24 protein-coding genes are annotated in these 24638 nt (G+C 34.4%); 14 read left to right on the top strand and 10 right to left on the bottom strand.

The features are described 5' to 3' along the window. Positions 1 to 32: 32 nt before the first annotated feature. Positions 33 to 746 (bottom strand): esterase family protein, encoded by a 714-nt coding sequence (locus tag ACZ2G0_RS10990; RefSeq protein ID WP_470307686.1) that lies wholly within the window; start codon positions 744 to 746, stop codon positions 33 to 35. A 183-nt stretch (positions 747 to 929) separates the two neighbouring features. Beyond that, positions 930 to 1334 (bottom strand): glyoxalase, encoded by a 405-nt coding sequence (locus ACZ2G0_RS10995; protein ID WP_300289063.1) that lies wholly within the window; start codon positions 1332 to 1334, stop codon positions 930 to 932. Positions 1335 to 1401: 67 nt separating this feature from the next. Here ACZ2G0_RS10995 and ACZ2G0_RS11000 point away from each other — a divergent pair, with 67 nt between their 5' ends. Then, on the top strand, positions 1402 to 1791 hold the full coding sequence (locus ACZ2G0_RS11000; protein ID WP_470307687.1) for an acyl-CoA thioesterase: 390 nt from the start codon (positions 1402 to 1404) through the stop codon (positions 1789 to 1791). Positions 1792 to 1796: 5 nt separating this feature from the next. Here ACZ2G0_RS11000 and ACZ2G0_RS11005 read toward each other — a convergent pair whose 3' ends face one another. From ACZ2G0_RS11005 to ACZ2G0_RS11020, 4 genes are read right to left on the bottom strand one after another with little or no spacing between them, the layout of a single operon-like run. Continuing rightward, complete coding sequence (locus ACZ2G0_RS11005) at positions 1797 to 2039, bottom strand: CBU_0592 family membrane protein (RefSeq protein ID WP_470307688.1); 243 nt, start codon at positions 2037 to 2039, stop codon at positions 1797 to 1799. Further along, positions 2040 to 2600 (bottom strand): GNAT family N-acetyltransferase, encoded by a 561-nt coding sequence (locus tag ACZ2G0_RS11010; RefSeq protein ID WP_470307689.1) that lies wholly within the window; start codon positions 2598 to 2600, stop codon positions 2040 to 2042. A gap of 6 nt (positions 2601 to 2606) precedes the next feature. Further along, positions 2607 to 3866, bottom strand: a complete 1260-nt coding sequence (locus ACZ2G0_RS11015) for a mechanosensitive ion channel family protein (protein WP_470307690.1) — start codon at positions 3864 to 3866, stop codon at positions 2607 to 2609. After that, positions 3859 to 4143: a DUF3817 domain-containing protein gene (locus ACZ2G0_RS11020; RefSeq protein WP_300287961.1), complete on the bottom strand. Its 285-nt coding sequence runs from the start codon at positions 4141 to 4143 to the stop codon at positions 3859 to 3861. Before ACZ2G0_RS11020 ends, ACZ2G0_RS11015 begins: the two co-directional genes overlap by 8 nt. A gap of 101 nt (positions 4144 to 4244) precedes the next feature. On the opposite strand from ACZ2G0_RS11020, the gene ACZ2G0_RS11025 reads away from it, so the two are divergent. The 7 genes from ACZ2G0_RS11025 to ACZ2G0_RS11055 all read left to right on the top strand — a co-directional run bounded on the left by ACZ2G0_RS11025 (position 4245) and on the right by ACZ2G0_RS11055 (position 13405). Further along, positions 4245 to 4772 carry a DUF6155 family protein gene (locus ACZ2G0_RS11025; RefSeq protein ID WP_470307691.1) on the top strand — a complete coding sequence of 176 codons (528 nt, stop codon included), beginning with the start codon at positions 4245 to 4247 and terminating at the stop codon, positions 4770 to 4772. Positions 4773 to 4880: 108 nt separating this feature from the next. Continuing rightward, positions 4881 to 6428, top strand: coding sequence for a DEAD/DEAH box helicase (locus ACZ2G0_RS11030; RefSeq protein ID WP_470307692.1), 1548 nt, complete (start codon positions 4881 to 4883; stop codon positions 6426 to 6428). A 130-nt stretch (positions 6429 to 6558) separates the two neighbouring features. After that, positions 6559 to 7899 (top strand): DEAD/DEAH box helicase, encoded by a 1341-nt coding sequence (locus ACZ2G0_RS11035; RefSeq protein ID WP_470307693.1) that lies wholly within the window; start codon positions 6559 to 6561, stop codon positions 7897 to 7899. A 280-nt stretch (positions 7900 to 8179) separates the two neighbouring features. Beyond that, on the top strand, positions 8180 to 11572 hold the full coding sequence (locus tag ACZ2G0_RS11040; protein WP_470307694.1) for a PAS domain-containing protein: 3393 nt from the start codon (positions 8180 to 8182) through the stop codon (positions 11570 to 11572). A gap of 1 nt (position 11573) precedes the next feature. Further along, positions 11574 to 12032 carry a response regulator gene (locus ACZ2G0_RS11045; RefSeq protein ID WP_470307695.1) on the top strand — a complete coding sequence of 153 codons (459 nt, stop codon included), beginning with the start codon at positions 11574 to 11576 and terminating at the stop codon, positions 12030 to 12032. Beyond that, positions 12016 to 13029 carry a response regulator gene (locus tag ACZ2G0_RS11050; protein ID WP_470307696.1) on the top strand — a complete coding sequence of 338 codons (1014 nt, stop codon included), beginning with the start codon at positions 12016 to 12018 and terminating at the stop codon, positions 13027 to 13029. The genes ACZ2G0_RS11045 and ACZ2G0_RS11050 overlap by 17 nt, the downstream gene beginning before the upstream one ends. Next, complete coding sequence (locus ACZ2G0_RS11055; RefSeq protein WP_470307697.1) at positions 13022 to 13405, top strand: response regulator; 384 nt, start codon at positions 13022 to 13024, stop codon at positions 13403 to 13405. Before ACZ2G0_RS11050 ends, ACZ2G0_RS11055 begins: the two co-directional genes overlap by 8 nt. Before the next feature lie 48 nt (positions 13406 to 13453). On the opposite strand, the gene ACZ2G0_RS11060 is transcribed toward ACZ2G0_RS11055, so the two are convergent. Then, positions 13454 to 14734 (bottom strand): sensor histidine kinase, encoded by a 1281-nt coding sequence (locus tag ACZ2G0_RS11060; RefSeq protein ID WP_470307698.1) that lies wholly within the window; start codon positions 14732 to 14734, stop codon positions 13454 to 13456. A 313-nt stretch (positions 14735 to 15047) separates the two neighbouring features. Between ACZ2G0_RS11060 and ACZ2G0_RS11065 the strand changes: the two genes are divergently transcribed. Then, positions 15048 to 16331, top strand: a complete 1284-nt coding sequence (locus tag ACZ2G0_RS11065) for an NAD(P)/FAD-dependent oxidoreductase (protein WP_470307699.1) — start codon at positions 15048 to 15050, stop codon at positions 16329 to 16331. 12 nt (positions 16332 to 16343) lie between these two features. On the opposite strand, the gene ACZ2G0_RS11070 is transcribed toward ACZ2G0_RS11065, so the two are convergent. Together ACZ2G0_RS11070 and ACZ2G0_RS11075 are read right to left on the bottom strand one after the other, a co-directional pair. After that, positions 16344 to 17537 carry a multidrug effflux MFS transporter gene (locus tag ACZ2G0_RS11070; protein WP_470307700.1) on the bottom strand — a complete coding sequence of 398 codons (1194 nt, stop codon included), beginning with the start codon at positions 17535 to 17537 and terminating at the stop codon, positions 16344 to 16346. Positions 17538 to 17877: 340 nt separating this feature from the next. Next, positions 17878 to 18306 (bottom strand): FKBP-type peptidyl-prolyl cis-trans isomerase, encoded by a 429-nt coding sequence (locus tag ACZ2G0_RS11075; RefSeq protein WP_470307701.1) that lies wholly within the window; start codon positions 18304 to 18306, stop codon positions 17878 to 17880. Positions 18307 to 18691: 385 nt separating this feature from the next. On the opposite strand from ACZ2G0_RS11075, the gene ACZ2G0_RS11080 reads away from it, so the two are divergent. Beyond that, positions 18692 to 19786, top strand: coding sequence for an alkene reductase (locus ACZ2G0_RS11080; RefSeq protein ID WP_470307702.1), 1095 nt, complete (start codon positions 18692 to 18694; stop codon positions 19784 to 19786). A gap of 127 nt (positions 19787 to 19913) precedes the next feature. Further along, positions 19914 to 20969 carry an NAD(P)-dependent alcohol dehydrogenase gene (locus tag ACZ2G0_RS11085; RefSeq protein ID WP_470307703.1) on the top strand — a complete coding sequence of 352 codons (1056 nt, stop codon included), beginning with the start codon at positions 19914 to 19916 and terminating at the stop codon, positions 20967 to 20969. 149 nt (positions 20970 to 21118) lie between these two features. Here the strand turns inward: ACZ2G0_RS11085 and ACZ2G0_RS11090 are convergent, their stop codons facing one another. Then, positions 21119 to 21442: a winged helix-turn-helix transcriptional regulator gene (locus ACZ2G0_RS11090; RefSeq protein ID WP_470309844.1), complete on the bottom strand. Its 324-nt coding sequence runs from the start codon at positions 21440 to 21442 to the stop codon at positions 21119 to 21121. 120 nt (positions 21443 to 21562) lie between these two features. Between ACZ2G0_RS11090 and ACZ2G0_RS11095 the strand changes: the two genes are divergently transcribed. The 3 genes from ACZ2G0_RS11095 to ACZ2G0_RS11105 all read left to right on the top strand — a co-directional run bounded on the left by ACZ2G0_RS11095 (position 21563) and on the right by ACZ2G0_RS11105 (position 24589). After that, positions 21563 to 22075 carry a VOC family protein gene (locus ACZ2G0_RS11095; RefSeq protein WP_470307704.1) on the top strand — a complete coding sequence of 171 codons (513 nt, stop codon included), beginning with the start codon at positions 21563 to 21565 and terminating at the stop codon, positions 22073 to 22075. Positions 22076 to 22429: 354 nt separating this feature from the next. Beyond that, entirely contained in the window at positions 22430 to 23797 is a 1368-nt protein-coding gene (locus tag ACZ2G0_RS11100; RefSeq protein WP_470307705.1) for an NAD-dependent succinate-semialdehyde dehydrogenase, read from the top strand. 117 nt (positions 23798 to 23914) lie between these two features. Beyond that, complete coding sequence (locus tag ACZ2G0_RS11105; RefSeq protein WP_470307706.1) at positions 23915 to 24589, top strand: NAD(P)H-dependent oxidoreductase; 675 nt, start codon at positions 23915 to 23917, stop codon at positions 24587 to 24589. Positions 24590 to 24638 lie beyond the last annotated feature (49 nt).

A 24638-nucleotide genomic window follows, 5' to 3' on the forward strand; every position in this document is an offset into this window, starting at 1 on the left:
ATTCTATTTTTTAATTTAATAGTGTTTGATTTTTATAAAAACTTGATTCGGGATAAATAGTGAGGAAACATTTCCTTCCAAACCGGCCAATCATGCTTGCGGTCAGGCCTAACATCAAACCAATGCGGCACAGTACGATCATTGAGCACTTTATGCAACTTTAAATTCGCATCATAGCAAATATCCCAGTTAGAAGTTCCTAAAACAATATCCATATTCCATAACTCATGGTCCTCCAATCCATATAAAAAATCAAGCGGACTATTATAAAACACATCGTCGTTATGGAATCCATCCATAAAATTTTTAATATCGAAGGCACCGCCCATTGAAAATAAATGACTGACGTAGCCTGGATGCCTAAAGGCAAAATTAGCAGCATGAAATCCTCCAAAACTACATCCCGCCATTGCAACCTTGCCCGAGGGCGTATTGTTTTTTACTTTTTCTACAATTTCATGGCACAGCATTTTATCGTAGCACACATGATTTTCTATGCGATGAATAGGGTGGATGTTTTTATTGTAAAAACTATCTTTATCGATGCTATTAGGGCAATAAATTTGAATTAATCCTTGCTCGATATACCATCTTGCTGATTCGATCAGACCCATGTCCTTGTTTTCATGATAACTCCCCATTGAAGTTGGAAACAAAATCACAGGATAGCCTGAATGTCCAAAAACTAACATTTCAATCTCTCTATTTAGGTTTGGAGAATACCATTTGAAATATTCCTCTTTCATAATTTTGTTTTAAACAATAATAAGGAAAAAATGTCAGTATCTGGGAGCTAGACTTAAAGTAAAATTACTTTTTACATATCTTAGCTTGCAGAACATCAATATATTATAAATCGTTAATAATGTATTTAGGTTAAGAAGTATTTTTGCGAATTCGATAAAATTGGCACTGAGCTACAATATAAACTAAAGTGTAGTTGGCTGGTCAAACAGCTGTATTTGACTTTTAAGGCGTTCGAGGAGCATAGTCATCATTCGTTTATTCAAGTTCGATGAATTGGCGGCATACAAAAGGTATTCCTCCTTTGTGAATAATCCTACGACCATACCTTTAAGTGTATTTCTAAATTTTACATCTTTTTGAACCGCATTTTCAATGACTGCTAGCCGTTTGTCGAGTTTTAGATTGTAAAAATCTCCTTTGTATTTGGAAATATAATTTGCAAAAGCGGCCAATAATAAGTCGTTTTGAAGTTTTAAAATAGGGCGGAGCACCTTGTTTTGAAAAGTTTCTTCTGAAGAGGAATTTGTACCTATGGAGCCAATGGTCTCTCCACGAAAATCTTGTAAAAATGAATCTCTGTCGATCATGTTTTTTTCTTAAAATTACAGAAAATTTTCTTTAGATGTGTTACTTTAGCGTTATTAAATAGAAGATATGCGCTTTCATACAAGAAAATGGGTTAAGCCCGAAGATTTAAATCCTAATGGTACTTTATTTGGTGGTAAATTATTAGCATGGCTTGACGAAGAGCTGGCTTTGTACACAATTGTACAACTTGAGAATCCCAGAATTGTAACCAAATACATGTCGGAAATCAATTTTAGAAGCTCAGCAAAGCAAGGGGATATTATCGAAATTGGGATTGATGTAGTAAAGTTTGGTACCACTTCTATCAATTTAAAATGCGAAGCAAGAAACATGATGACTAGAGAAACGATTATCTCCATTGACAGCACCACGATGGTAAGTTTAGGAGAAGATGGGAAACCGAAGGCGCATGGCAAAACAGAAATTGAATTTATCAAAAATAGAGTGAATCAGTAAATCACTTACTTTTTCTTTATCCAAAAGGATACAAGTCCAAAAGCAGAAACTACGGTCCAACAGCCTTCTAAAATAATAAAAGGCAAATAATCCAGTAGGATGGAAGCAAAGCAAGCAATTCCAGCACCCAAAACATTCAAAAAAAGATAAATGGCGCTATCCTGCTTAATTATTTTACCAAGATTTAAAAGGTAAGCAATTAATAAAATAGTTACTCCAATAAAGCCAATCCAATCTGTTGTGTTCATTTAAATAGACTTTTTAAGCTGAAAATCATCCGCTAAAATTGCATATTCGTAGCAGTCAGACCATCCTGTTTTTAAAGGAATAAGTTGCCTCGAAAGTCCTTCGCGGAGCATTCCAGCTTTTTCTAAAACTTTATAGGATCCCACATTTGCCGTAGCGCAACCAGCACTAATGCGGTGTAATTTTAGGTTGTGGAAACCAAATTCTAGTATTCGAACTACAGCTTCAGTCTCAAAGCCTTTGTTCCAATATTCTTGATTCAGTTTATACCAAATTTCGGCAGTTTTGTATTTTGGTGATCCTAACTTAAATCCTAGTAAACCAATAAAAGTATTCGTATGTACCGCTTCGATTACAAAGGTATAATTTGCCGGATTTTCTTGTTGATTTTCCTCAATCTGAGCCGACATAATCGTTTGGGTAGCTTCCAAATTTTCAGGAATTCCTAATGCGTTGAACCTATCCGTTTCAGGCTTAGCAAGTAAATCGTGTATCGCTTCCATATCTGATGAAACCGCAAGACGCAGCTGAATTCGGTTTGCAACTAAATTGAGTATTGGCATACTTCTTTATGTATTGGTTATTGCGACCTTAGAAGGCAGTTCAAATACCTCTAATCCGAAGTAAGGAACGGAAGCAATGATATGATCAAAAACATCGGACATTACATATTCATAGCTTTCCCATCGTTTATCACTCGTAAAAGCATAGATCTCTAACGGAACACCGTTTACAGTCGACTGTAGTTGGCGACACATGAGTAGCATTTCTTGGTTAATTGCAGGATGCGTTGATAAATATTGCATGATGTATTTTCGAAACAATCCCATATTAGTCATATTTCTACCATTGATTGCAATTGATTTATCGATACCACGATCTGTATTAAATTTATTTATTTCGGCTGTACGGCTATCAATGTAAGCGGTTACAAGCTCAATTTTTTTCAGGTTCTCCAATTCGGATTCATTCAAAAACCGAATACTACTGGTCTTAATCAAGATATGCCTTTTGATTCGGCGACCATCAGAGTTAAGCATACCTCTCCAGTTTTGAAAAGAATCTGAACTCAAGCTGTAGGTAGGAATCGTAGTAGTAGTGTTATCAAAATTGCGCACCTTAACCGTGGTAAGGTTAATTTCGATTACATCTCCATCAGCGCCAAATTTTTCCATGGTGATCCAATCTCCAATCCGAATCATATCATTAACCGATACTTGTACACTAGCCACAAAACCTAATATAATGTCTCTGAAAATTAAGATAATCAAAGCAGAAACAGCTCCAAAAGTAGTCAACAGCTCCGTATGCCCTATGTCAAATAAACGGGAAATAATAATAGTAATACCTACTATCCATAGGACAATCATAATAACCTGTATGAAACTATCGATAGGTTTATCACTGTAGCGAGGCTTCAATTTTAAATAGTCTCGTAAAGCGTTAAAAATGGTTCTGATGATCCACAATACTAGAATTACAATATAAATCCCAACGAGCTTTCCAAAAACACCTTCCCAATATTCGTATTTTTCTAAAATTACTGGAACCGATTTGTAGATGAACAATAACGGAATTAAATGCGCAATGTATTTGGCTGTTTTGTTGGTTACTAATAAATCGTCAAAACGTGTTTTTGTTTTTTTAGCTATAAAAACCATTACCGTTACCAGCAGCAATCTAAAGATAATATAGATTGAGTAGGCTAAAAAGCACAGCATGATAATATTAAAAAACAAACTTACATAGGACGCCACAGTATAACTCATCCCTATTTTTCTAAAAAAAGGATAGAGGTAAGTAAATATCTTGGTGGCCGCTTTAAACATGTTTACAGTATTTTTTTTCTATATAAAAGGTGCCAAATGGTATTAGTGAGGCAGCCAATATAATGGCAAGCGTGTTCCAACTCCAATTTTGTGGTTTTTTCAACAAGATTGCTAAAATGATGTAGGCAATAAAAAGAAAACCATGGGCCATACCAAAAGGTCTAAGAATTACATGATACAAATCAGGGTTCATGTTTTTTAGTATAAGCATATTGGCAATTAAAACTAAATAAGAGATTCCTTCGAGAATAGCTGTGATCTTGAAAACCTTTAACATGGTACTTTTTTAATTGATTTATGCCAAAATTAAGTATTATCATTCATTTTTTGGGCATGGCAACCGAAACTAATTTACTTTTGTAGTCCTAAACTTTGATAATGAGCAAGCGAGAATTAAAAAAGTACTTAAAAGAGTTGACCAAAGAGCAACTCGAAGAACAAATGGTTGCACTGTACGAGAAATTCATTCCTGTAAAAGTGTACTATAATTTTGTTTTCAATCCTAACGAAAATGCGCTGCTGCACGACTTTAAGATTAAAGTTTCTCACGAATATTTTCCTGTACAAAAAGGAAAAACAAAACGGCGCGCTAAAATGCGTCGTTCCGTTGCTCAAAAAATGATAAAGCATTTCACAGTACTTGGCGTAGATCCCTATATCATTGCTGACGCCATGTGTTACCATATCGAAATAGCACAAGCCTACTCCGCTGATCATTTTGTAAAACAAGAACTGTTTTTTAAAAGTATGCTCAGCTCGTTTGAGCAATTGGTTCGATTTGTTATTGCTAATGGCATAACATTTGATTTTAAACAGCGATTACTTACGATAAGTCAAGAAGCAATGAAGCAACGCTGGCAAAACAAGCAAGAATTCAGTATAATCCTAGAAAAAATAGAGGATTAAGCGCCTACCATAATTCAAAATTATTTAAGGTCATCGGGATATTTTAAATTAAATATAACCGATAAACTGTTTTTTAGACGTATTTTTGCAAAAACCCAAGAAAAAACAATGTTTGAAAATACTATAGAAATAGAAAAAGAAGACAAAAAAGAACTTTACGCATACCAACAAGGCGATATCGATGCCATATTTGAACGCATCGATAACGGACCTAAACAACATCACCTGCTTTATCAGCTCCCAACCGGTGGAGGTAAAACAGTTATTTTCTCTGAAATTGTTCGTCGTTACCTCTCTAAGCACGATTTAAAAGTCGTTGTTTTAACACACCGTATCGAGCTTTGTAAGCAAACATCCAAGATGTTAAAAGGCTTTGGAGTAAAAAACAAAATCATTAACAGTAAAGTAAAAGAACTACCGGATCAAAACGATTTTTCATGCTTTGTTGCCATGGTGGAAACGCTTAAAAACCGTATTTACGACGAAAAATTGCACCTTGACAACGTAGGATTAGTAATTATTGATGAGGCACATTACAACTCTTTTCGAAAATTATTAAGCTCCTTCACGAATGCATTTATATTAGGAGTAACAGCAACGCCGTTGAGCTCGAATATTAAGTTACCCATGCACGAAAGCTACGATGAGTTAATCGTTGGAGACACTATTAGTTCACTGATTAGTAACGGATTCTTAGCAAGAGCAACAACATACAGTTATGATGTGGGCCTAACTTCGTTAAAAGTAGGAATCAATGGGGATTATACCGTTAAATCATCAGATGATTTGTATACGAATATGCACATGCAAGAAAAATTATTGCATGCGTACGCTGAAAAATCGCTAGGTAAAAAGACCTTGATTTTCAATAACGGAATCAATACATCTCTCTATGTTTATGAAACTTTTAGAGAAGCCGGTTATCCTATTCGCCACTTAGACAACACAAGTAGTACTGAGGAACGAAAGGATATACTACATTGGTTCAAACACACACCAGATGCTATTTTAACCTCGGTAGGAATTCTTACCACAGGTTTTGATGAACCTACGGTGGAGACCATTATATTAAATAGAGCTACCAAGTCGCTAACCTTATACTACCAGATGATTGGTCGTGGATCTCGTAAATTACCTAACAAAGATGAGTTTACAGTAATCGACTTAGGTAATAATGCCGCCCGTTTTGGTCTATGGAGCGAGCCGGTTAACTGGCAACATATATTTAAATCACCGGAGTTTTATTTAGAGAATTTACGGGATGATACTGAAATAGAATTGTACTTTAAGTACTCGATGCCACCAGAATTACGTGCTAAATTCAGTAAGACAGAAGACGTTACTTTTGATGTTGATGAAGAGCACAAGCTGGCCATCAAGCAAAATTTGCGTTCAAAGGTTGTACTAGAAAAATCATTAGAGCAACACAGCACTATGTGCGTTTACAATACGGAGACGTTGCAGGAAGCCAAAGCATTAGCGAAGGAGCTAGATGACGATATCGACTGCCGCATCAAGCGCTATTCTAAGTGTTTGAGCCAGTGCAGCAAAAACTACCGTGAATGGCTAGTCGATGATTACAAATTGAAATTAACGTTGTTATTGGGTAAAAAGTATCGTGAAAAAATCATGAACGAGCCTGATGACGAGGAATAATATAAGGAGCTTTTTCCTGCTGTACACTTTATCTGTTGTGGTGAACACCACCACAACAGGATATCGTTTCCATCAGGGCTAGAAAGTTGCATACCAATCACATTTTTTTTAAAATAACACATCCACAAACATGTCAAAACAATTCTCAGACCTTGGAATTTCGGCACCAATTTGCAAAGCGCTAGCCGAATTGAAAATTGTAACGCCAACCGAAATTCAGCAAAAAGCAATTCCATTATTACTAGCTAACAAAACAGATCTAGTAGGATTGGCAAAAACAGGAACGGGAAAAACGGCTGCTTTTGGATTGCCACTTTTACAATTAATTGATACTACCAAAACCAATGTTCAGGCAGTTATCCTTGTTCCAACGAGAGAATTAGGACATCAAATTTTTACTAATTTAGAGGCTTTTGCGCAGTTTTTACCTGCTGTTTCAATTGCAGCAACCTGCGGTGGAATCCCAATCAAACCTCAAATTGAGCGATTAACAAGTCCAACTCATATTGTCGTTGCGACACCAGGGCGTTTAATCGATTTGATTCAGCGGAAAGCGATTAACCTAAAGGAAGCCAACTTTTTAGTTTTAGATGAAGCCGATGAAATGGTGAGTATCTTAAAAGAAAGTTTAGACGAAATAGTAGCTGAATTACCTAAAGAGCATAAAACCATTTTGTTCTCAGCAACTTTACCCGGTACAATCAAGCAACTGGTTCAAAATTACTTGAACAAAAATGTAGTTCAAGTAAGTGCTAATATGGAAACCGTGGGTAATCAAGGTATCGATCACGAATACATTGTGGTGGATCCTATCGAGAAACTAGATGTTTTGATGCACTTTTTAAGTTCTAAAGAAGGAGAACGCGGAATTATTTTTTGTAAAACCAAAGCCGCTGTAAATAAGCTCGCTAAAAATTTGGCAATCAATCGCTTTTCTTCAGGTGCTTTACATGGAAGTTTGTCGCAAGGAATTAGAGATCGTATCATGGAACAATTTCGTGAAGGACATATCAATATTTTAGTGGCAACTGATTTGGCTGCAAGAGGAATCGATGTAAAAGAGATTTCCTATGTAGTGAACTATCATTTACCTGATGCATATGAAGCTTACGTACACCGATCTGGTCGTACCGCTAGAGCAGGAGCAAAGGGGTTATCCTTAACTGTTTTACAACCAGAAGAAGAAAAAGAAATTGCAGATTTCGAAAAGGAACTCGGAATTAAATTTAGCAAATTCAGTAAGCCTTCTACTTTAAGTATCGAGCAAAACAATACGTTACTTTGGGCAAAGCAAATCTTTAAAACTAAACCGAATCACGATGTGGATTCCGAATTAAAAACAAAAATAAAAACCGTTTTTCATCATCTTACCAAAGACGAATTAATAGAAAAACTATTGGCCAATTATTTACTACAAAATAAAAATGAGCCAATTGAAAAGCCAGTAAAAAGGCAAAAAATGAAAAAATAAGAGTAGTTACTCTTTTTCGAATTAACCATCAAATAATCACACTGTGTTTTTGATGGTTTTTTTGTATATAATTATAACATTTACCAAAGGATAGTGTTATAAAAATTTAATTTCTTAAAGAATTTTACTATTTTAGCTTGGACTATGATTCTTTGTATCTAAATAATAGAAGCGAGCGCTTTGACGTCGTTCTTAGTTTTTGCTTTTTTAGGTAAAGCTTGCGATTAATTTTGGAGTTAAACGACCCAAAAGTGGCACTCAATTGAGAAATTTATTTAATATGGAAACATCTACTACTAATCTAAGCAGTCTATTTTATAATAATCCGCAGCCTTCGTGGATATATGAAAGAAATACTTACGTAGTTGTGGATGTAAATAAGGCTGCTTTAGCATCTTTTGGTATTGATAAAAATTTGTTTTTGAACACCTTAGCTACTTCAATAATAAGTAAAGATCAAGCAAACAATTACAAAGTAGCTCATCAGAATCTAAAACTAAATCAAGACCTCGTAGATTTTGGCCTCTTCAAAATTTGCATTGGCAGCAGCGATAACACTTTTTCTACTGTATTATATGGATTCTCGGTTTCTGTTAATGACAAAGATTGTGTTTTAATACAATGCAATGATTTTAAAGTCATTGATGCAAATGTAGTAAAGGAAACCAATATAAATAATGCAAGTCCGCTTATCAAGCATACTGAGAAAAAGTTCCCTAGCAGTAATGTAACTACTGTCGAAAGTAAGTACGATACTAAAGGATATTTGTTAGATGCGATTCCTCATTTATTAGCAGTTACCGACTTAGAAGGCAAGTTTCTTCAAATTAATACGGCAGGGTGTACACTTTTAGGATACGAAGAGTCGGAACTTTTGTTTCACAACTTTGAAGACTTCCTCCATCCTGACGATAAAGAGTCCTCAATCTACGAAGCTAAGAAAGTAGAAAAAGGAGGTAAAAGCTATCAATTTGAAAATCGATACCTTACTAAAAAAGGTGATATTGTTTGGTTAAGTTGGTATTGCAACCCCGTTATTGAAGAACAACTTATTTATGCTACTGCTATTAATATATCTGAGCAAAAAAAACTAGGAGAACTGAATGAACAAGCCAATCAATTGGCAAAAATAGGAAGTTGGGAAATAGATGTAATAAATCAATCAGTTTACTGGTCTGATGAAGTATTTCAATTACATGAAGCCCACGAGCTATCGTATAACCCAACGTTTGCTAAAGGAATTTCTTTTTATAGAGAGGATTTTAGAGAATTAGTAGAACAAACCATTAACCGATGTATTATTGAAGGGAAACCTTTTGATTTTGAAGCAGTATTAGTTACCACCAATAAGAGAGAAATTTGGGTACGAGTAATAGGTAAGGGCGAATATACTAATGGTGTTTGTAAACGTGTATATGGTAGTTTTCAAGATATCAATAAGCTGAAAGATACTGAGGATAGAATTTTTTCATTATCTAATAATTTACCTGGTGTGGTCTATCAATATAGGATTAGTCCGGACGGCATAGAAACAGTTGGAAACGTTTTAGGAGGTATACAACAGTTGTGGGGAGTAAAACCCAATAGAGTATCGGAGAACTTGAACATTGTTTGGGAGCAAATAAATAAAGCAGGTGATTATGCACTAGTAAGATCATCTATAGATGAATCAATAAGAAATAAAACCAGATGGAACTGTAGGTATCGATACGTGATGCTTAATGGTGAATTACGAACACATTTTGGTACAGGCACACCTACTTACCTTGCCGATGGAACTATTTTATATAATTCCATAATACTAGATGTAACAGAAGAGACTAAAATAGAAGAACTGCTTAATCATGCAAGTGAATTAGCGCAAATTGGAAGTTGGGAAATGAGCTTGCTGAACCAAGAAGAGCAAGAAATGTATTGGTCACCCATGGTTAGAAAAATTCTTGACATCGATACTGATTATTACCAATCAATCGCAAATGGAATCCTTTTTTGCACTCCTAAAAGTAAGCAAAAAATAGAAAATGCTTTCGACAAGTTAATTACAGAAGGAATTGATTTTGATGTGAATTTAAAAACAATTTCTGCCAAAGGAAAAAAAAAATGGGTTAGATGTATAGGGAAATGCGAAGTCGTAAATAACATCCGTACCAAGATTTATGGTAGTTTACAAGATGTCAACGAATCAAAAATAGCTGAGAAAGAACTAAAAAAACTTTACAAAGAAAAAAATAATATTTTAGAAAGTATTGACGATGCATTTATTTCAATCGATAAAGATTGGCAAGTAAAGTATTGGAATGAGCAGGCCACCAAAATATTTGATAAAAACAAAGAGTTAATTATTGGGAAGCAGCTGTGGGAAGAGTTTCCTGATTTAGTAAACACTAAAATATACAAGCAATTTAACAAAGTTGTAGCCTTAAAGAAACCATCTTACTTTGAAATCTATTATAAAAAAGTAGAACTTTGGTTAGAGGTTTCAGCCTATCCCACTGATAAAGGATTATCGGTTTATTTTAAAAATATTACAAGTCGAAAAATTGCTGATAAGAAGTTAGAATTGGCTAATGAACGATTTGAAAAGGTTACTGAAGCAACTAAAGATGCTATTTGGGATTGGGATATTGCTAATGACACTTTTTACCGATCTAAAGCTGTAGAACGTTTTTTTGGTAACAATACAGTTAAAACGCTTCATACCAAAAAATTTTGGACTGATCGATTTCATGCGGACGATCTCGAAAATATTAAGCAAAGTATTTCCGTAGCAATTGAAGATCCTACTTGTATGCGATGGGAAATGGAGTATAAAATTTATAATGAAGATTCTAAAATAATTTACGTTCTGGATAAAGGACTTATCATAAGAGATAAGAACGGAAAAGCGACCAGAATGGTAGGAGCAATGACTGATATCACAGAGCTCAAGGAATTGACAGTTCAACTTACTGATTTAAACAGAGAGTTGCGTGAAAGAATGATAGAGTTAAAGCGAACAAATGAAGAATTAGAACAATTTGCATTTGTAGCCTCGCATGATTTGCAAGAGCCATTGCGAATGATCACTAGTTTTATGGATTTGCTTGAACGCAAATACAGTGCACTATTAGATGAAAAAGGCTTGCAATACATTTATTTTGCTACTGATGGAGCCAAAAGAATGAAACAAATCATTCTAGACTTACTAGATTATTCAAAAGCAAATAAAACCACTGAGGATAGTGAACAAGTAGATATGAATCTGGTAATTTTTGAATATAAAAAATTGCGCCACAAGCTAATAAAAGATGCCAATGCAATTATAATAGCTAATGATTTACCTGTAATAAAAACATATAAAGCTGCGATAAGTCAGATATTTCATTGTATCTTAGACAATGCAATTAAATATTCGTACGAAAACAGGCCACCAGAGATAAATATTGCTATTACAAAAGACGCAAGCGAATGGTTATTTTCGATTACGGATAACGGAATTGGAATTGAGCCTCAATTTTATGAAAAGATTTTTGTGATTTTTCAGCGTTTACATAATAACAATCAATACAGTGGAACCGGTATTGGCCTCTCTATAGCTAAAAGGCATATTGAATTTTTAGGTGGTCAAATTTGGGTGGTATCAAACATAGGGAAAGGTTCTACTTTTTATTTTAAAATTCCAAAAACTAAATAAAATGAAAAACTATCATACAAAACCAGTACATATTTTACTAGTAGAGGATAACGAAGGCGATATTGTACTTACAAAAGAGGCATTTGAAGAATGTCAAGTTAAGACAAAGATAAGTGTTGCTAAAAATGGTCAGCAAGCTTTGGATTTTCTTTATAAAAAAGGGATATTTACCGAAGTTCAGAAACCTGATTTAATATTACTGGATATTAATATTCCTATTTATAGTGGTCACGAAGTGCTAGAAAAGATAAAAAATGATCCTAATTTGAAAACAATTCCGGTTATCATGTTGACAACATCGTCCAATAATAAGGATATTAATAAAGCTTATGAGAACTATTGTAATAGTTATGTTGAAAAACCGTTAAACATTAATGAGTTTTTAAGTGCAATTTTAAAAATAGAGCAGTTTTGGCTCCAATTAACGACCTTGGCGGATTATAATGAAAACAAAAACTAATAGTTACACTGATAAATTGACAGTTCTGGTTATTGAGGATAATCTTGGCGATTATGTGTTGGTAGAAGACTATTTATTAGAAAAATTTAGCAATATAGACATTAATCATTATCCTGATTACGAAAGTGCTACTACTTATTTAAATACGACTAAAGATGAAGTTTCAGTAATATTATTAGATTTAAACCTACCCGAAATTCGCGGTATGGAGTTAATAAACAGAATCTTAAAATGTAATTATGAAATACCAGTCATTATATTGACAGGGTACTCTGATTTAGATATGGCAAAAAAAAGTCTGCAAATAGGTATTTATGACTATCTAGTTAAAGACGAAATAAATCCTGTAATTCTGCGCAAGACAATAACGTTTGCCATTAATAGAAGCAGCTTTATCAAAGAGATTGAAACGGAGAAACAAAATTACGAGAACTTATTTAACTTCAATCCACAACCTACTTGGTTGCTAGATGCAAACTCTCTAGAAATAATAAATGCCAATATTGCTGCACAGTTTAAATATGGTTATTCCTTAAATGAATTTAGACAAATGACTTTTGCTCAACTTCATCCTGTAGAAGAGCAACAAATGATTAGGAATAATTTAATATCCGACCAAGAAGAAGCTATTAAAGAGCATTTTACCCACATCATAAAAGATGGAAGTACCATTAAAGCCGATGTATATTTTAAAAAAATATCAAATGATGCCAATAACTCTATTATTGTGCAATCGAATGATGTAACAGAAACTTTAAATCATATCAATACCATTGAAATACAAAACACAAAGTTAAAAAACATAGCCTGGACACAATCGCATATGGTGCGCGCTCCCATTTCTAGAATTTTAGGAATTATCAACTTAATGGAAGGTCAGGTATACAACGAAGAAGAAATTGTTTTTTGGATGAAACAATTAAAAATATCAACCATGGAAATGGATGATATTGTCAAAAAAATCGTGAGCGAATCGAATCAATTAGAAAATGAGTAAGCAAATTTTAATTATTGATGACGATCCAATATATAGAATGATCGTTTCAAAGACTATAGAACGGATCGACATTGAAATGCAAATTGAACATTGTGAAAATGGACAATGTGGCTTGGACGTTCTAAAAGAACTAAGTACTACTGATAAGCCAATAATCGTTCTTTTGGATATTAATATGCCTTTAGTAAACGGTTGGGATTTTCTAGAGCTAATAATCCAAAATAAATTTTATAATATTAATGCTCTTTCGATTTACATAGTCTCTTCATCAACTGATGAAAGTGATTTAATTAAAGCTAAAAAATATAATTTCTTGAAGGGCTTTGTTCATAAACCAATTCATAAGGAAGAACTTCAAGTCATTTTTAGTAAATAGGAGGTGTTATTTACAAGTTGGCTAAATAGTTAAAAAATAATACTACTCTTATTTTTTAATAAATATAAAAAAGGTAGAACCAATTCCTTTACGACTTTCCGCCCATATTTTCCCATCATGACGTTCTATAAAGTCTTTACATAATAGTAGGCCTAAACCCAATCCTCTCTCATGAACTAGCTCTTGTTGGGTTGTTAAGTTGCTTTGTGAAAACAAGGATGCTACAGTAGCTTCACTCATTCCAATTCCATTATCAGCAATGGCTAGCGTAACACCAGCATCGTCAGAGCTAGAGGAAATAGAAATTTCACCTTTAGCAGCAGTAAACTTTGTGGCATTAGCGATAATATTTCGCAAAACAGTTTCAAACATATTTTTATCAGCAGTAATGTACTGATCATCTGGAATAGCAATTTGAATGCTGATCTCTTTGCTTTTAGCAACTTGAAACGACATTAACAAAGCGTCAGTTAAAAAGGTTTTTAAATTGATGCTTTCAGGTAAAAATTGTATTTCATTTGTTTGTGATAATGACCATTCTAGTAAATTTTGAAGCAACGAATAGGTTTTTTTGGAAGTCTCGTAAATACCATCCACAAATTTTTCTTTTTCTGAATCTGTTAAATCGGCGCTACTTTCTTTTAGCAGTTGACTCAATCCAATTAAAGCATTAAAAGGGGATCTTAAATCATGCGAAATAATCGAAAACAATTTGTCTTTAGTTGCATTAGCTTGAAGCAACTCTTCATTTTTTTTATTGGATACTAGTAGTTGTTTATTATAATTACTCTTCAAGTATTTGATAGTAAATAAGATGGTCAACAATAAAATACTTAAAGTCAAAGCGATATCAAAAAAGCGGAAAGACTTTTTATCGTAGATTACATAAATTAAGTCGGGATAATTATATTCTAAATAAAGTAAAGTAAAAGCAACAAAAAGATGAAATAACATCCAAAAGACTAAGTTTTTTTCTTCAATTATTGCTGCTAAAATTAAAAATGTAATTCCAAAAACTAAAATCATTGGCCCATCTATTCCACAATTCAAGGAGTAACCAATCACGAGGATAATATAGGTAAAACAAATATAAATAGGTAGTAGCAGCTTAGATTTTCTTTTGAAACGGGAAAAGTAGTAGAGCGTTAATAAAAAACATAAAACCACTACTAACAAATAACCAAGAATATCAAGTCCTAGAAAAAAATTTGAAGGAAAACAAATCAAGAGCACTAAAGCTGTAATCAAACAAAATCCATGAAATATTCGTTGTTCTAACGAAAATTCATCTTCAGTTCCAATTAAGCTTTTCCATTTTAATGCAAACATTATGAAATATTTATAGCGGTTAATTTACAAAAAATATAGAGAATTTTATCAATTTTTATTTTTCTTCCATTAATTTTTTAAAGACCTAAAACACGTTTGAAAATAGGTTCAGTTCTCGCTAATTGCTATATGTTGATTTAAGGCTAAACATCTAATACGATATGCTGCACCGTACTAGTGCAACTTCCTATTTTAACTTTCGCTGATCCATTTATTTATTAAACTTAATTCCTACATTTTTTCTTGTTGTTGTGGCAAGTTGTATTTTAAAAACCGTATCTTTAGACTTATAGAATATAAAATTAGTTTATCTATGGAAATTGTTATCATTGGAGGAGGATTTGCAGGTTTAAATCTTGCGAAAGAACTACTAAATCAAAAAGATGCTCATGTCACATTAGTCGATAAGAATAATTATAATTTCTTTCCGCCCCTTATTTATCAGGTTGCAACAGCTTTTCTTGAGCCATCGAGTATTAGTTATCCGTTCCGTAAGTTTTTTGCAGGCAAGAAAAACTTACAGTTTAGATTAGGTAAACTACAAGAAGTAGTACCTGATGAAAATAAAGTAATTCTTCATAATGGTGAAATACGGTACGACCATTTGGTTTTTGCCACTGGTGCTGAAACAAGCTATTTTGGTTTAGAAAATGTCAAGAAAAATGCCATCCCAATGAAAACATTGAACGATGCTATTGACATGCGTAATACTATTTTGAAAAATCTAGAAAAAGCAGCTATTTGTAAAGACACTCGAGAAAGAAGAGCACTTCTAACCATTGTTGTCGCTGGAGGAGGACCAACCGGTGTTGAAGTTTCTGGTATGTTTGCCGAGCTGAAAAACAATATATTTTTAAAGGAATATCCGGAGCTTGCAACTGCAGCGAGTAACATTTATTTGATAGATGGAGGTCCTGCGTTATTAGCACCCATGAGCAAAGCGTCACAAGAAGACACTCATAAAGCATTAACAGATCTTGGTGTAATCGTTAAACTAAATATTCAAGTCGTTGATTATAAAGAGGGTATTGTATACCTTTCTAATGGCGAAACCATTCAATCGGAAAACCTAATTTGGGCTGCTGGAGTTTCAGCAATGACTTTTAAAGGGATTACATCTGAAAGTTATGGACGCGGAAAAAGAATGATTACAGATGCTTATAATAAAGTACAGGGAACAAAAAATATCTATGCAATAGGAGATACTGCTATTCAAAATTCAGATCCCGCCTTTCCTGATGGGCATCCACAGGTCGCTCAAGTGGCAATACAACACGGTATCAATTTAGCAGCCAACTTCAAATCGATGCTCCGCAACAAACCCTTGACTCCTTTTATATACAATGACAAAGGGTCAATGGCAATTATTGGTAAAAATAAAGCGGTTGTTGATTTACCAAAACCTAAAATGCATTTTAAAGGTTTTTTTGCTTGGGCAATTTGGTTATTTATTCACTTAGTATCACTACTAACGTACAGGAACCGTGTTAAAACTTTTTTCAATTGGATGATTGCTTACTTTGCCAAAGATCAGTCTTTGCGAATGATTATTAGACCCGACAAAAAGGTGAAACCAGTAAAAACTGCAAGTGAATAACGATGTTTCTTTCTAAAATTTGGTAACAATCGTTCGTTTTCCTATCACTAATACAACCAAAGCTACACTGGTTGAGGCTGCCATGATGATTACCATAGGCAACAAGGAGTCTTTTACAAATAACCCAACTGCAAAGGAGGCAAGAGCACCAAGTCCTAGCTGAATGGCACCCATCAATGACGATGCACTTCCTGCATTTTTACTAAATGGAGCTAGTGTTAATCCTGCCGTATTTGGATTTGAAATCCCCAAGCACGCTAAAAAAACAAATAACATAGCAATGGTCGTATACAACTCTAAAACGTTATATAGGGCTAAAATCAAGAACAAAATAACTATAACCGTTTGCGTTAAAAGTGCTCCAAAGATCAATTGTTCGCTTGAGTACCATTTTAGTAAGACCGAATTTAGTTGACTTGCTAAAATAAAACTCAAAGACATAAAGGCGAAAATCCAACCATACATTTTAGGATCTACTTTATAGATATCCATGAAAATAATAGGCGAAGCTGCGACATAGGTAAACAGTCCCGAAAAAGCAATTGCTCCCGTAAAGGCATACGTATAAAATTGTGGTTCCTTAGCTACCTTAACAAAATTGCTAATTATTGGTTTTGGTTTAAGTGAGATTGATGGATCTGGTTTGTAGGTATCTGGAAGCCCAAACTGTGCAGCAATTAAAATTACTATCCCAATACACATCAAAATTAAAAAGACCATATGCCAACCGTACCAGTCGGTTACATACCCACCAACAGTAGGAGCCAGCATAGGAGATAAGCCAACCACTAACATCAAAAGCGAGAAAACTTTTGGAATATCTTTGACCGGAAACAGGTCGCGAACCATGGATACTGATGCTACTGTAGCAGCGCAGCTACCAACGGCTTGTATAAAACGCAACCCAATAAAAGTATCAATATCTTTAACAAATACACATCCTAATGAGGCCGCAATATAAACTAACATACCTATAAACAGCGGCTTCTTTCTTCCGTAGCGGTCTAATAATGGACCGTATAATAATTGCCCTGCTGAGATACCTATAAAATAACTAGACAAAGTCATCGCCACATTAGCCACCGTTGTGTTTAAGTCAGTTGCAATTTGTGCAAAACCGGGCAAATACATATCAATAGAAAACGGACCGAGAGCCGTAAGTGACCCAAGGATCAAAATTAATTTTAAATAGTGGCTTTTAGTCATGAAAAACTTTGTTTTTTTTGCAAATGTAAGCATTTACAAACCTTATAATTGTTTTAAACTTACAGTTTGATTAGTATAGCGAGGAGCTTTTTCCTGCTAATCGCTGCAAGCTTTACGGTTTCAAACTCATTTTATACAAGCTAGCAGGAGCTTCCGCTGGTCGCTCAACTACCTTGTTAAAATGTAGTTTTCATCCCGTCAAGGCTTTTCACTTTTATCAGGACTAGGTCAAAGTGCATCTTGATAAATAGTTATCTTCATCCAAAAACAAAAAAACCGGAACGTTCTATTGGATTACCATAAAACATTCCGATTAGTTTTTATAAACAAGTAAGTGTGATTACGAAATTTCTACCACCTCAAGATCAAAAATTAGATCTTTACCTGCAAGAGGATGGTTACCATCTAAAATTACAGTTTCTTCTTTTACTTCAACCACCATTAAATTTATTTCTTGACCATCTGGTGTGCGGGATACTAATCCCATTCCAACCTCTGGCTCCATCTCTTGAGGCAGCTCTGATTTTGGTACTTCGATAATTAAATCGGGACGAGGATCACCATAAGCATCATCTTTACCAATATTAATTGTTTTTTTTTCATTAAGCTTCATATCAATAAGGCCTTTCTCAAACCCCGGAATTAGGCTACCTTGTCCTAGTGTAAAAGCAATTGGCTCCTGTCCTTCTGAAGAATCAAAAATTTGTCCATCTGCTAATTTACCTGTGTAATGTACTTTTACCGTGGCATTCTCTTTAACTTGAGTCATATTTTTTAATTTTAAAACCTTCCTTTATATAATGTGAAAGTTTCTGTTTGAAATTATTTAATAACAACACTGCCATAACTATTCCAAAAGTGACTTTGAATGGTTACACACCTAAAATGCATTTAAAAAAAGGATTATTTATCCCAAATGAATAGCATTATGGCTCTGTAGGTATCTGTACAGTAATAAAGCTTCCTTTTGTTTATAACTGAAAATATGTCAGTTAATGTAACGTAGCGGTAAAACAAAACCAATTTATTGTCTTTTTTTATATTCATTCCTAAAAAATAATTGTAGTTAAAATAGTCCTAATTGATCTATGTCAATAACATTGTTAAAGAGGTAGCGTAATTTTGTGCTTAATAATTAAAAGCAACCAAAAAAAATGAAAAAGCAAGAACTTTTAACACCATATAGCAAGAATCTAGACTTAAAAAACAGAGTGGTAATGGCTCCCATGACACGCAGTAGAGCGGATAACGAGGGCAATGTACCAACTGATGAATTACATGGTTTGTATTATGAACAACGCGCTTCGGCTGGATTACTTATTACCGAAGGTTCTCAAGTATCACCTGCAGCCGTAGGTTACATCAATACGCCAGGTATTTACACAGAGGCACAAACTGAAGGATGGAAAAAAGTAACTCAAAGAGTACATGATAAGGACGGAAAGATTTTTATTCAGTTATGGCATGTAGGCGCTATGTCACATCCTGATTTTCACAATGGAGCTTTGCCATTATCCGCATCAGCTGTGAATCCTAATGAAAAATCATATACTCCACAAGGATTTAAAGATACAGTTAGTCCAAAAGCAATGACTATTGAGGAAATTAAAACTACAGTACAAGATTTTAAAAATGCTGCTGCTAATGCAATGAAAGCTGGATTTGATGGAGTTGAAATTCATTCTTCTAACGGTTATTTGTTTCATCAATTCTTTAATGCTACGTCAAATCTCAGAACGGATGAGTATGGTGGAAGCATAGAAAACAGAAGTCGTTTTTTCTTTGAAGTGTTAGACGCTATTTTAGAAGTGATGCCACAAGAAAAAGTAGGTGCTCGTTTTAACCCATCATTACATGGTGCCTTTGGTATGAAAATGGATCAAGAGACAATCCCTACGTTTGAATACATAATTAAAAAGTTAAATGACTATAATTTAGCTTACGTTCACTTATCAGAGCCTTTTACTGATGTATCAAATGTTCCTTTTGCTGTTCAAGAAATTGCTAAACATTTCCGACCATTGTACAATGGAACATTAATGATTAACTCCAATTTTGATCAAGAAAAAGGAAACAAAGTAATAGCTGATGGTTACGCTGACCTAGTTGCTTACGGTAAGCCTTATATTTCTAATCCTGATTTAGTAGAGCGTTTTGAAAATAATTTAGAGCTTGCGGCTTGGGATCAAGATACCTTTTATGTACCAGGTGCTAAAGGATACACTGATTATGAACCAGCTTCGATTTAATTAACTCTCCGAAAATACTAAAACAACACTTTTTTATCTTATATTTAGGAACGAATACTTTGGTATTCAATCACATAAGGATAAAAAAGTAAAACGTAAAAAATAATTAATATTTAAAATAGATACAATGGCTACAACAACAGTAAAAGCGTATGGTTCAACAGCTCCAACCGAAGATTTAAAACCCTTAAACATTGAGAGAAGAGCAGTAGGAAAAGACGATGTAAAAATAGATATCACTTACTGCGGTGTATGTCACAGCGATATCCACACAGCAAGAAACGAATGGCATGGATCAACTTATCCAGTGGTTCCAGGGCATGAAATCGTTGGTCGTGTAGTAGAAGTTGGAGAAGGCGTTAGTTCTTATAAAGTTGGTGATGTAGTAGGTGTAGGTTGTTTAGTAGATTCTTGTCAAACTTGTTCTTCTTGTCAAGCAGATTTAGAGCAATTTTGTGAAGAAGGAGCAACTTTTACTTACAATAGCCCTGATAAACACATCGAAGGTAAAGAAACTTATGGAGGATACTCAACTTCAGTAGTAGTTGATGAGAAATTTGTATTGCGTATTCCTGAAAATTTAGATCAAGCAGGTGCAGCACCTTTATTATGTGCAGGAGTTACAACTTGGTCACCTTTGAGTCACTGGAAAGTAAAAGCAGGAGATAAAGTTGGAGTTGTTGGTCTAGGAGGTTTAGGTCATATGGGAGTGAAATTTGCAAATGCTTTAGGAGCACATGTTGTGATGATTACGACTTCGCCAGAGAAAGGGAAAGATGCAAAACGTTTAGGAGCACACGAAGTTCTTGTTTCTAAGGATGCAGAGGAAATGAAAAAGCACCAAAATAGTTTTGACTTTATATTGAACACTATTCCAGTTGGTCACGAAATGGATCCTTATTTAGGATTACTTAAAATCGATGCAACAATGGTTTTAGTTGGAGCGGTGGAGCCTTTAGCACCTTTCCATGGAGGAAACTTAATCATGGGACGTAAGCGTATTGCAGGATCGCTTATTGGTGGAATCAAAGAAACGCAAGAGATGTTAGACTTCTGCGGAAAACATAACATCACTAGTGATATTGAATTGATTGATATGCAAGATATTAACAAAGCATATGATCGTGTTACAAGTAATGATGTAAAATACCGTTTTGTAATTGATATGAAATCGCTTAAATAGTAAATTATAGTAAGTAGAATTAAAGCAGCATCTAATGAATTTGAGATGCTGCTTTTTTATTTGGTTTAGTATCTAAGTAATTGCTTTTTAACAGTGTAGTTTCATACACTTAACTTAAAGCTTTACTACAATGCCATACAGAAAAGAATTTACAATCGATTTTCTTCATTCGAAACCACTGTTCCCCATTGATCTAAACTTCTCAAAATGTTTTCAAGTGACATTCCTTTAGCGGTTAGTTCATATTCTACCTTTGGAGGAACAACGGGATAAATTTTTCTCAAAATGAGTCCGTCTTGCTCTAATTCGCGCACTGTTTGTGTAAACATTTTATTAGAAATATCAGCAATGTGTTTTTGCAGAATTCCAGAGCGTAGCGGTCCGTCTAATAAATGGAATAATACTAATGGTTTCCACTTAGTTCCAATTAAATTCATAGTGTATTGCAGTGGACAAAAATTTTCTTTAGTCATTTTTATTTTTAAATAGCTTATAATGTGCATAATACCCTTTTTAGTAACTATGCTACTTTTAGGTAAGTTATTGCTGTTTAGGCAAATATAAAATATCTTTGCGTAACAAAAAATAAAAACATGACAACAACTACAAATTACCCAAAATCATTTTCACATATTGGCATCACAGTTCCTAAAATCCATGACGCCGTTCGATTCTATTCAGAAGTGATGGGTTGGTACGTGATTATGGAGCCTTCGAAAGTGAAAAAAGAAAGCGAAACTGCAATAGGACAAATGTGTATTGACGTATTTGGAGAGGATTGGGAAGAATTCGAAATTGCTCACTTATCTACCTCGGACGGTGTAGGAATTGAATTATTCTCTTTTCCAAATGGAGTGAAAGAAGCACCAGAATTTAATCCATTCAATACGGGTTTGTTCCATTTTTGTGTGCTAGATCCCAATATCGAAGAACTAATTGAAAAAATAGTAGCCTACGGAGGAAAGCAAAGAATGCCTATCAGAGAATATTATCCAAATGATAAGCCTTATAAGATGTGTTATGTACAAGATCCTTTTGGAATTGTATTCGAAATTTATACACACAGTTACGAATTAACGTACTCTTCAGGTGCTTATGCGAGATAAAGAAATAAGTTTTCAAAAAGCGATTAAGATTAATTTCTAAATCGCTTTTTTTATGATCCAAATTGGAATTAGTGATTTAAAAAATACTTTTCTATTTTAGCCCTGATGGCAGTGGCATCCTTTGCGGTCCGCCGTAGCGGATAGCAAAGATAGAACGAACAGCAGGAGAGGAGTTCAGCTGCAAAACGAGTCGATTGCTTCGAAAAAAGAAACAAATCAGTGCTCAATTTCTTTTTTAAAAGTCGTTTTTTAAAGAAAGTAAAACTTCAAAAAATTAGCAATTAATTAGTATTGCATTTTCTTGAGTTGGTTGATAATTATTTAACTTTAAACCTCGTATTAAAAAAGAAAAAAATGGATTATTCGATCATAATTAACCCCGCTACGGGCGAAGAAGTAGCAAAATACAAAAGATTGACAGCAGCTGAAGTTGAAGAAAAAATAACGATTTCGAAAGAAGCTTATTTGCAATGGAAACAAAAAACGTATCAAGAAAGAGCCGTTTTAATGCACCAACTCGCTGCTGTTTTGGAACAAAATAAAGAAGAATATGCACAGCTTGCCACTCGCGAAATGGGTAAAGTAATTGGGCAGTCTCGCAAAGAAATAGAGAAATGTGCTTGGATTTGTAGGTATTATGCCGATAATACCGCTGCTTTACTCGCCGATGAAATCATTCCTACGGAGGCCACTAAAAGTTATGTTACTTTCCAGCCAATTGGTGTGGTATTAGCTGTTATGCCATGGAATTTTCCGTTTTACCAAGTGATTCGGTTTGCCGTTCCAGCCCTTATGGCCGGTAATACTGGTGTTCTAAAACATGCCTCTAATGTGCAAGGTTGCGCACTGGCTCTTGAAGAAGCCTTTTTAAAAGCAGGTTTCCCAAAAGGGGCTTTTAGCAACCTAAATATCGACTCGAAACAAGTCAAGGAAGTAATCGAGAACAAGGATATCGTTGCTGTGACTTTAACAGGAAGTGATCCTGCAGGGCGCTCCGTTGCATCGATTGCAGGTCAAAATTTAAAAAAGACCGTAATGGAATTAGGTGGGAGTGATGCTTATATTGTTTTAGAAGATGCCAATTTAGAGGAAGCGACTGATCTTGCTACTTTGGGTAGATTACAAAATAACGGACAAACCTGTATTGCAGCCAAGCGTTTTGTTGTTCTGGATGCTATTTATGATGAATTCTTAGCGTTGTACACCCAAAAAATGGAAGCGGCAAAAATGGGTGAACCAACTGATGAAGCGGCTTATTATGGTCCCATGGCGCGAGTTGATTTGCGCAATGAATTGCATGAGCAAGTGATGAAAACCGTCGCGCAAGGAGGGAAGCTAGTGCTTGGAGGAACAATACCTGAATTAAAAGGAGCTTATTATCCAGCAACGATTCTTGCTGATTTAAAACCAGGAATGGAAGGTTTTGATAATGAACTTTTTGGTCCAGTTGCATCAGTAATTCGCGCTAAGGATGATCAGGAAGCGATTGTATTAGCTAATAATTCTCAATTTGGATTAGGTTCGGGGGTTTTGACAGTAAACGCAGCGCGAGGGGAAAAAATTGCTTTACAGTTAGAAGCCGGAAGTAGCTTTGTGAATAAGCTTGTTGTTTCTGATCCGAGATTGCCTTTTGGTGGTGTAAAAAATAGCGGATACGGTAGAGAATTAGCCGCTTATGGTATTAGGGAATTTGTGAATACTAAAACAATTTGGATTGATTAACAGCACGATAAGCTTTTTAGGATTCGGCAGTGCAATCTTAGTCTACTTGATATGGATCAATAAAGATGTAGTAATAGTATTGTAAATTTGCACTATTAAAAAGTAAAACAAAAATTGATGAACACACCAAACATAGCGAAAGCAGACATTATAAACGCTTTTAACTTTAGACATGCAACAAAAGAATTTGATGCAACAAAAACGATTTCTGATGCTGATATGCAATTCATTTTAGAAACAGCTCATTTATCACCAAGTTCATTTGGTTTTGAACCATGGCATTTTATCGTAGTTCAAGATAAGGAATTAAGGGAATTATTAAAACCTGTTTCCTGGGGAGCGCCATTAAAATTAGATACTGCAAGTCATTTTGTTCTTGGTTTATCCATGAAAGCACCCATGGTTAAGCATGATTCTGAATACATTGAAATGATGATGAAAGATGTGAAAAAAATGCCAGAAGACGTAGTTGAAATGTATTCTAAATTTTACAGAGAATTTCAAGAGCGTGATTTTGATTTAGATACTGATAAAAAATTATTTGATTGGTCTTCAAAGCAAACGTATATTGCATTAGGTAACATGATGACGGCTGCAGCTTTAACAGGTATAGATAGTTGTCCGATTGAAGGATTTCACCAAGAAAAAGCAGAAACTTTATTGAACGAAAAATTTGGTGTTGATACAACAAAGTATGGATTGTCATTTATGTTAGCGTTTGGTTATCGTAAAGCTGATCCTGCGAAAGCCAAAATCAGACGTAATTTTGATGATATTGTTACTTGGTTGTAATAATTCAATTAAATTGTAAATATAAATTAGCTGTTGCGATGTTAGAATC

The sequence above is a fragment of the Flavobacterium sp. KKT103 genome (assembly GCF_055640565.1).

Bases quoted from the DNA above. Each gene is read 5' to 3' on its own strand.
- ACZ2G0_RS11020 (WP_300287961.1), bottom strand. From the start codon at position 4,143: ATGTTAAAGGTTTTCAAGATCACAGCTATTCTCGAAGGAATCTCTTAT.
- ACZ2G0_RS11000 (WP_470307687.1), top strand. From the start codon at position 1,402: ATGCGCTTTCATACAAGAAAATGGGTTAAGCCCGAAGATTTAAATCCT.
- ACZ2G0_RS11075 (WP_470307701.1), bottom strand. From the start codon at position 18,306: ATGACTCAAGTTAAAGAGAATGCCACGGTAAAAGTACATTACACAGGT.
- ACZ2G0_RS11100 (WP_470307705.1), top strand. From the start codon at position 22,430: ATGGATTATTCGATCATAATTAACCCCGCTACGGGCGAAGAAGTAGCA.
- ACZ2G0_RS11040 (WP_470307694.1), top strand. From the start codon at position 8,180: ATGGAAACATCTACTACTAATCTAAGCAGTCTATTTTATAATAATCCG.
- ACZ2G0_RS11080 (WP_470307702.1), top strand. From the start codon at position 18,692: ATGAAAAAGCAAGAACTTTTAACACCATATAGCAAGAATCTAGACTTA.
- ACZ2G0_RS11010 (WP_470307689.1), bottom strand. From the start codon at position 2,600: ATGCCAATACTCAATTTAGTTGCAAACCGAATTCAGCTGCGTCTTGCG.
- ACZ2G0_RS10990 (WP_470307686.1), bottom strand. From the start codon at position 746: ATGAAAGAGGAATATTTCAAATGGTATTCTCCAAACCTAAATAGAGAG.
- ACZ2G0_RS11005 (WP_470307688.1), bottom strand. From the start codon at position 2,039: ATGAACACAACAGATTGGATTGGCTTTATTGGAGTAACTATTTTATTA.
- ACZ2G0_RS11085 (WP_470307703.1), top strand. From the start codon at position 19,914: ATGGCTACAACAACAGTAAAAGCGTATGGTTCAACAGCTCCAACCGAA.
- ACZ2G0_RS10995 (WP_300289063.1), bottom strand. From the start codon at position 1,334: ATGATCGACAGAGATTCATTTTTACAAGATTTTCGTGGAGAGACCATT.
- ACZ2G0_RS11105 (WP_470307706.1), top strand. From the start codon at position 23,915: ATGAACACACCAAACATAGCGAAAGCAGACATTATAAACGCTTTTAAC.
- ACZ2G0_RS11060 (WP_470307698.1), bottom strand. From the start codon at position 14,734: ATGTTTGCATTAAAATGGAAAAGCTTAATTGGAACTGAAGATGAATTT.
- ACZ2G0_RS11065 (WP_470307699.1), top strand. From the start codon at position 15,048: ATGGAAATTGTTATCATTGGAGGAGGATTTGCAGGTTTAAATCTTGCG.
- ACZ2G0_RS11055 (WP_470307697.1), top strand. From the start codon at position 13,022: ATGAGTAAGCAAATTTTAATTATTGATGACGATCCAATATATAGAATG.
- ACZ2G0_RS11015 (WP_470307690.1), bottom strand. From the start codon at position 3,866: ATGTTTAAAGCGGCCACCAAGATATTTACTTACCTCTATCCTTTTTTT.
- ACZ2G0_RS11035 (WP_470307693.1), top strand. From the start codon at position 6,559: ATGTCAAAACAATTCTCAGACCTTGGAATTTCGGCACCAATTTGCAAA.
- ACZ2G0_RS11090 (WP_470309844.1), bottom strand. From the start codon at position 21,442: ATGACTAAAGAAAATTTTTGTCCACTGCAATACACTATGAATTTAATT.
- ACZ2G0_RS11070 (WP_470307700.1), bottom strand. From the start codon at position 17,537: ATGACTAAAAGCCACTATTTAAAATTAATTTTGATCCTTGGGTCACTT.
- ACZ2G0_RS11050 (WP_470307696.1), top strand. From the start codon at position 12,016: ATGAAAACAAAAACTAATAGTTACACTGATAAATTGACAGTTCTGGTT.
- ACZ2G0_RS11030 (WP_470307692.1), top strand. From the start codon at position 4,881: ATGTTTGAAAATACTATAGAAATAGAAAAAGAAGACAAAAAAGAACTT.
- ACZ2G0_RS11095 (WP_470307704.1), top strand. From the start codon at position 21,563: ATGACAACAACTACAAATTACCCAAAATCATTTTCACATATTGGCATC.
- ACZ2G0_RS11045 (WP_470307695.1), top strand. From the start codon at position 11,574: ATGAAAAACTATCATACAAAACCAGTACATATTTTACTAGTAGAGGAT.
- ACZ2G0_RS11025 (WP_470307691.1), top strand. From the start codon at position 4,245: ATGAGCAAGCGAGAATTAAAAAAGTACTTAAAAGAGTTGACCAAAGAG.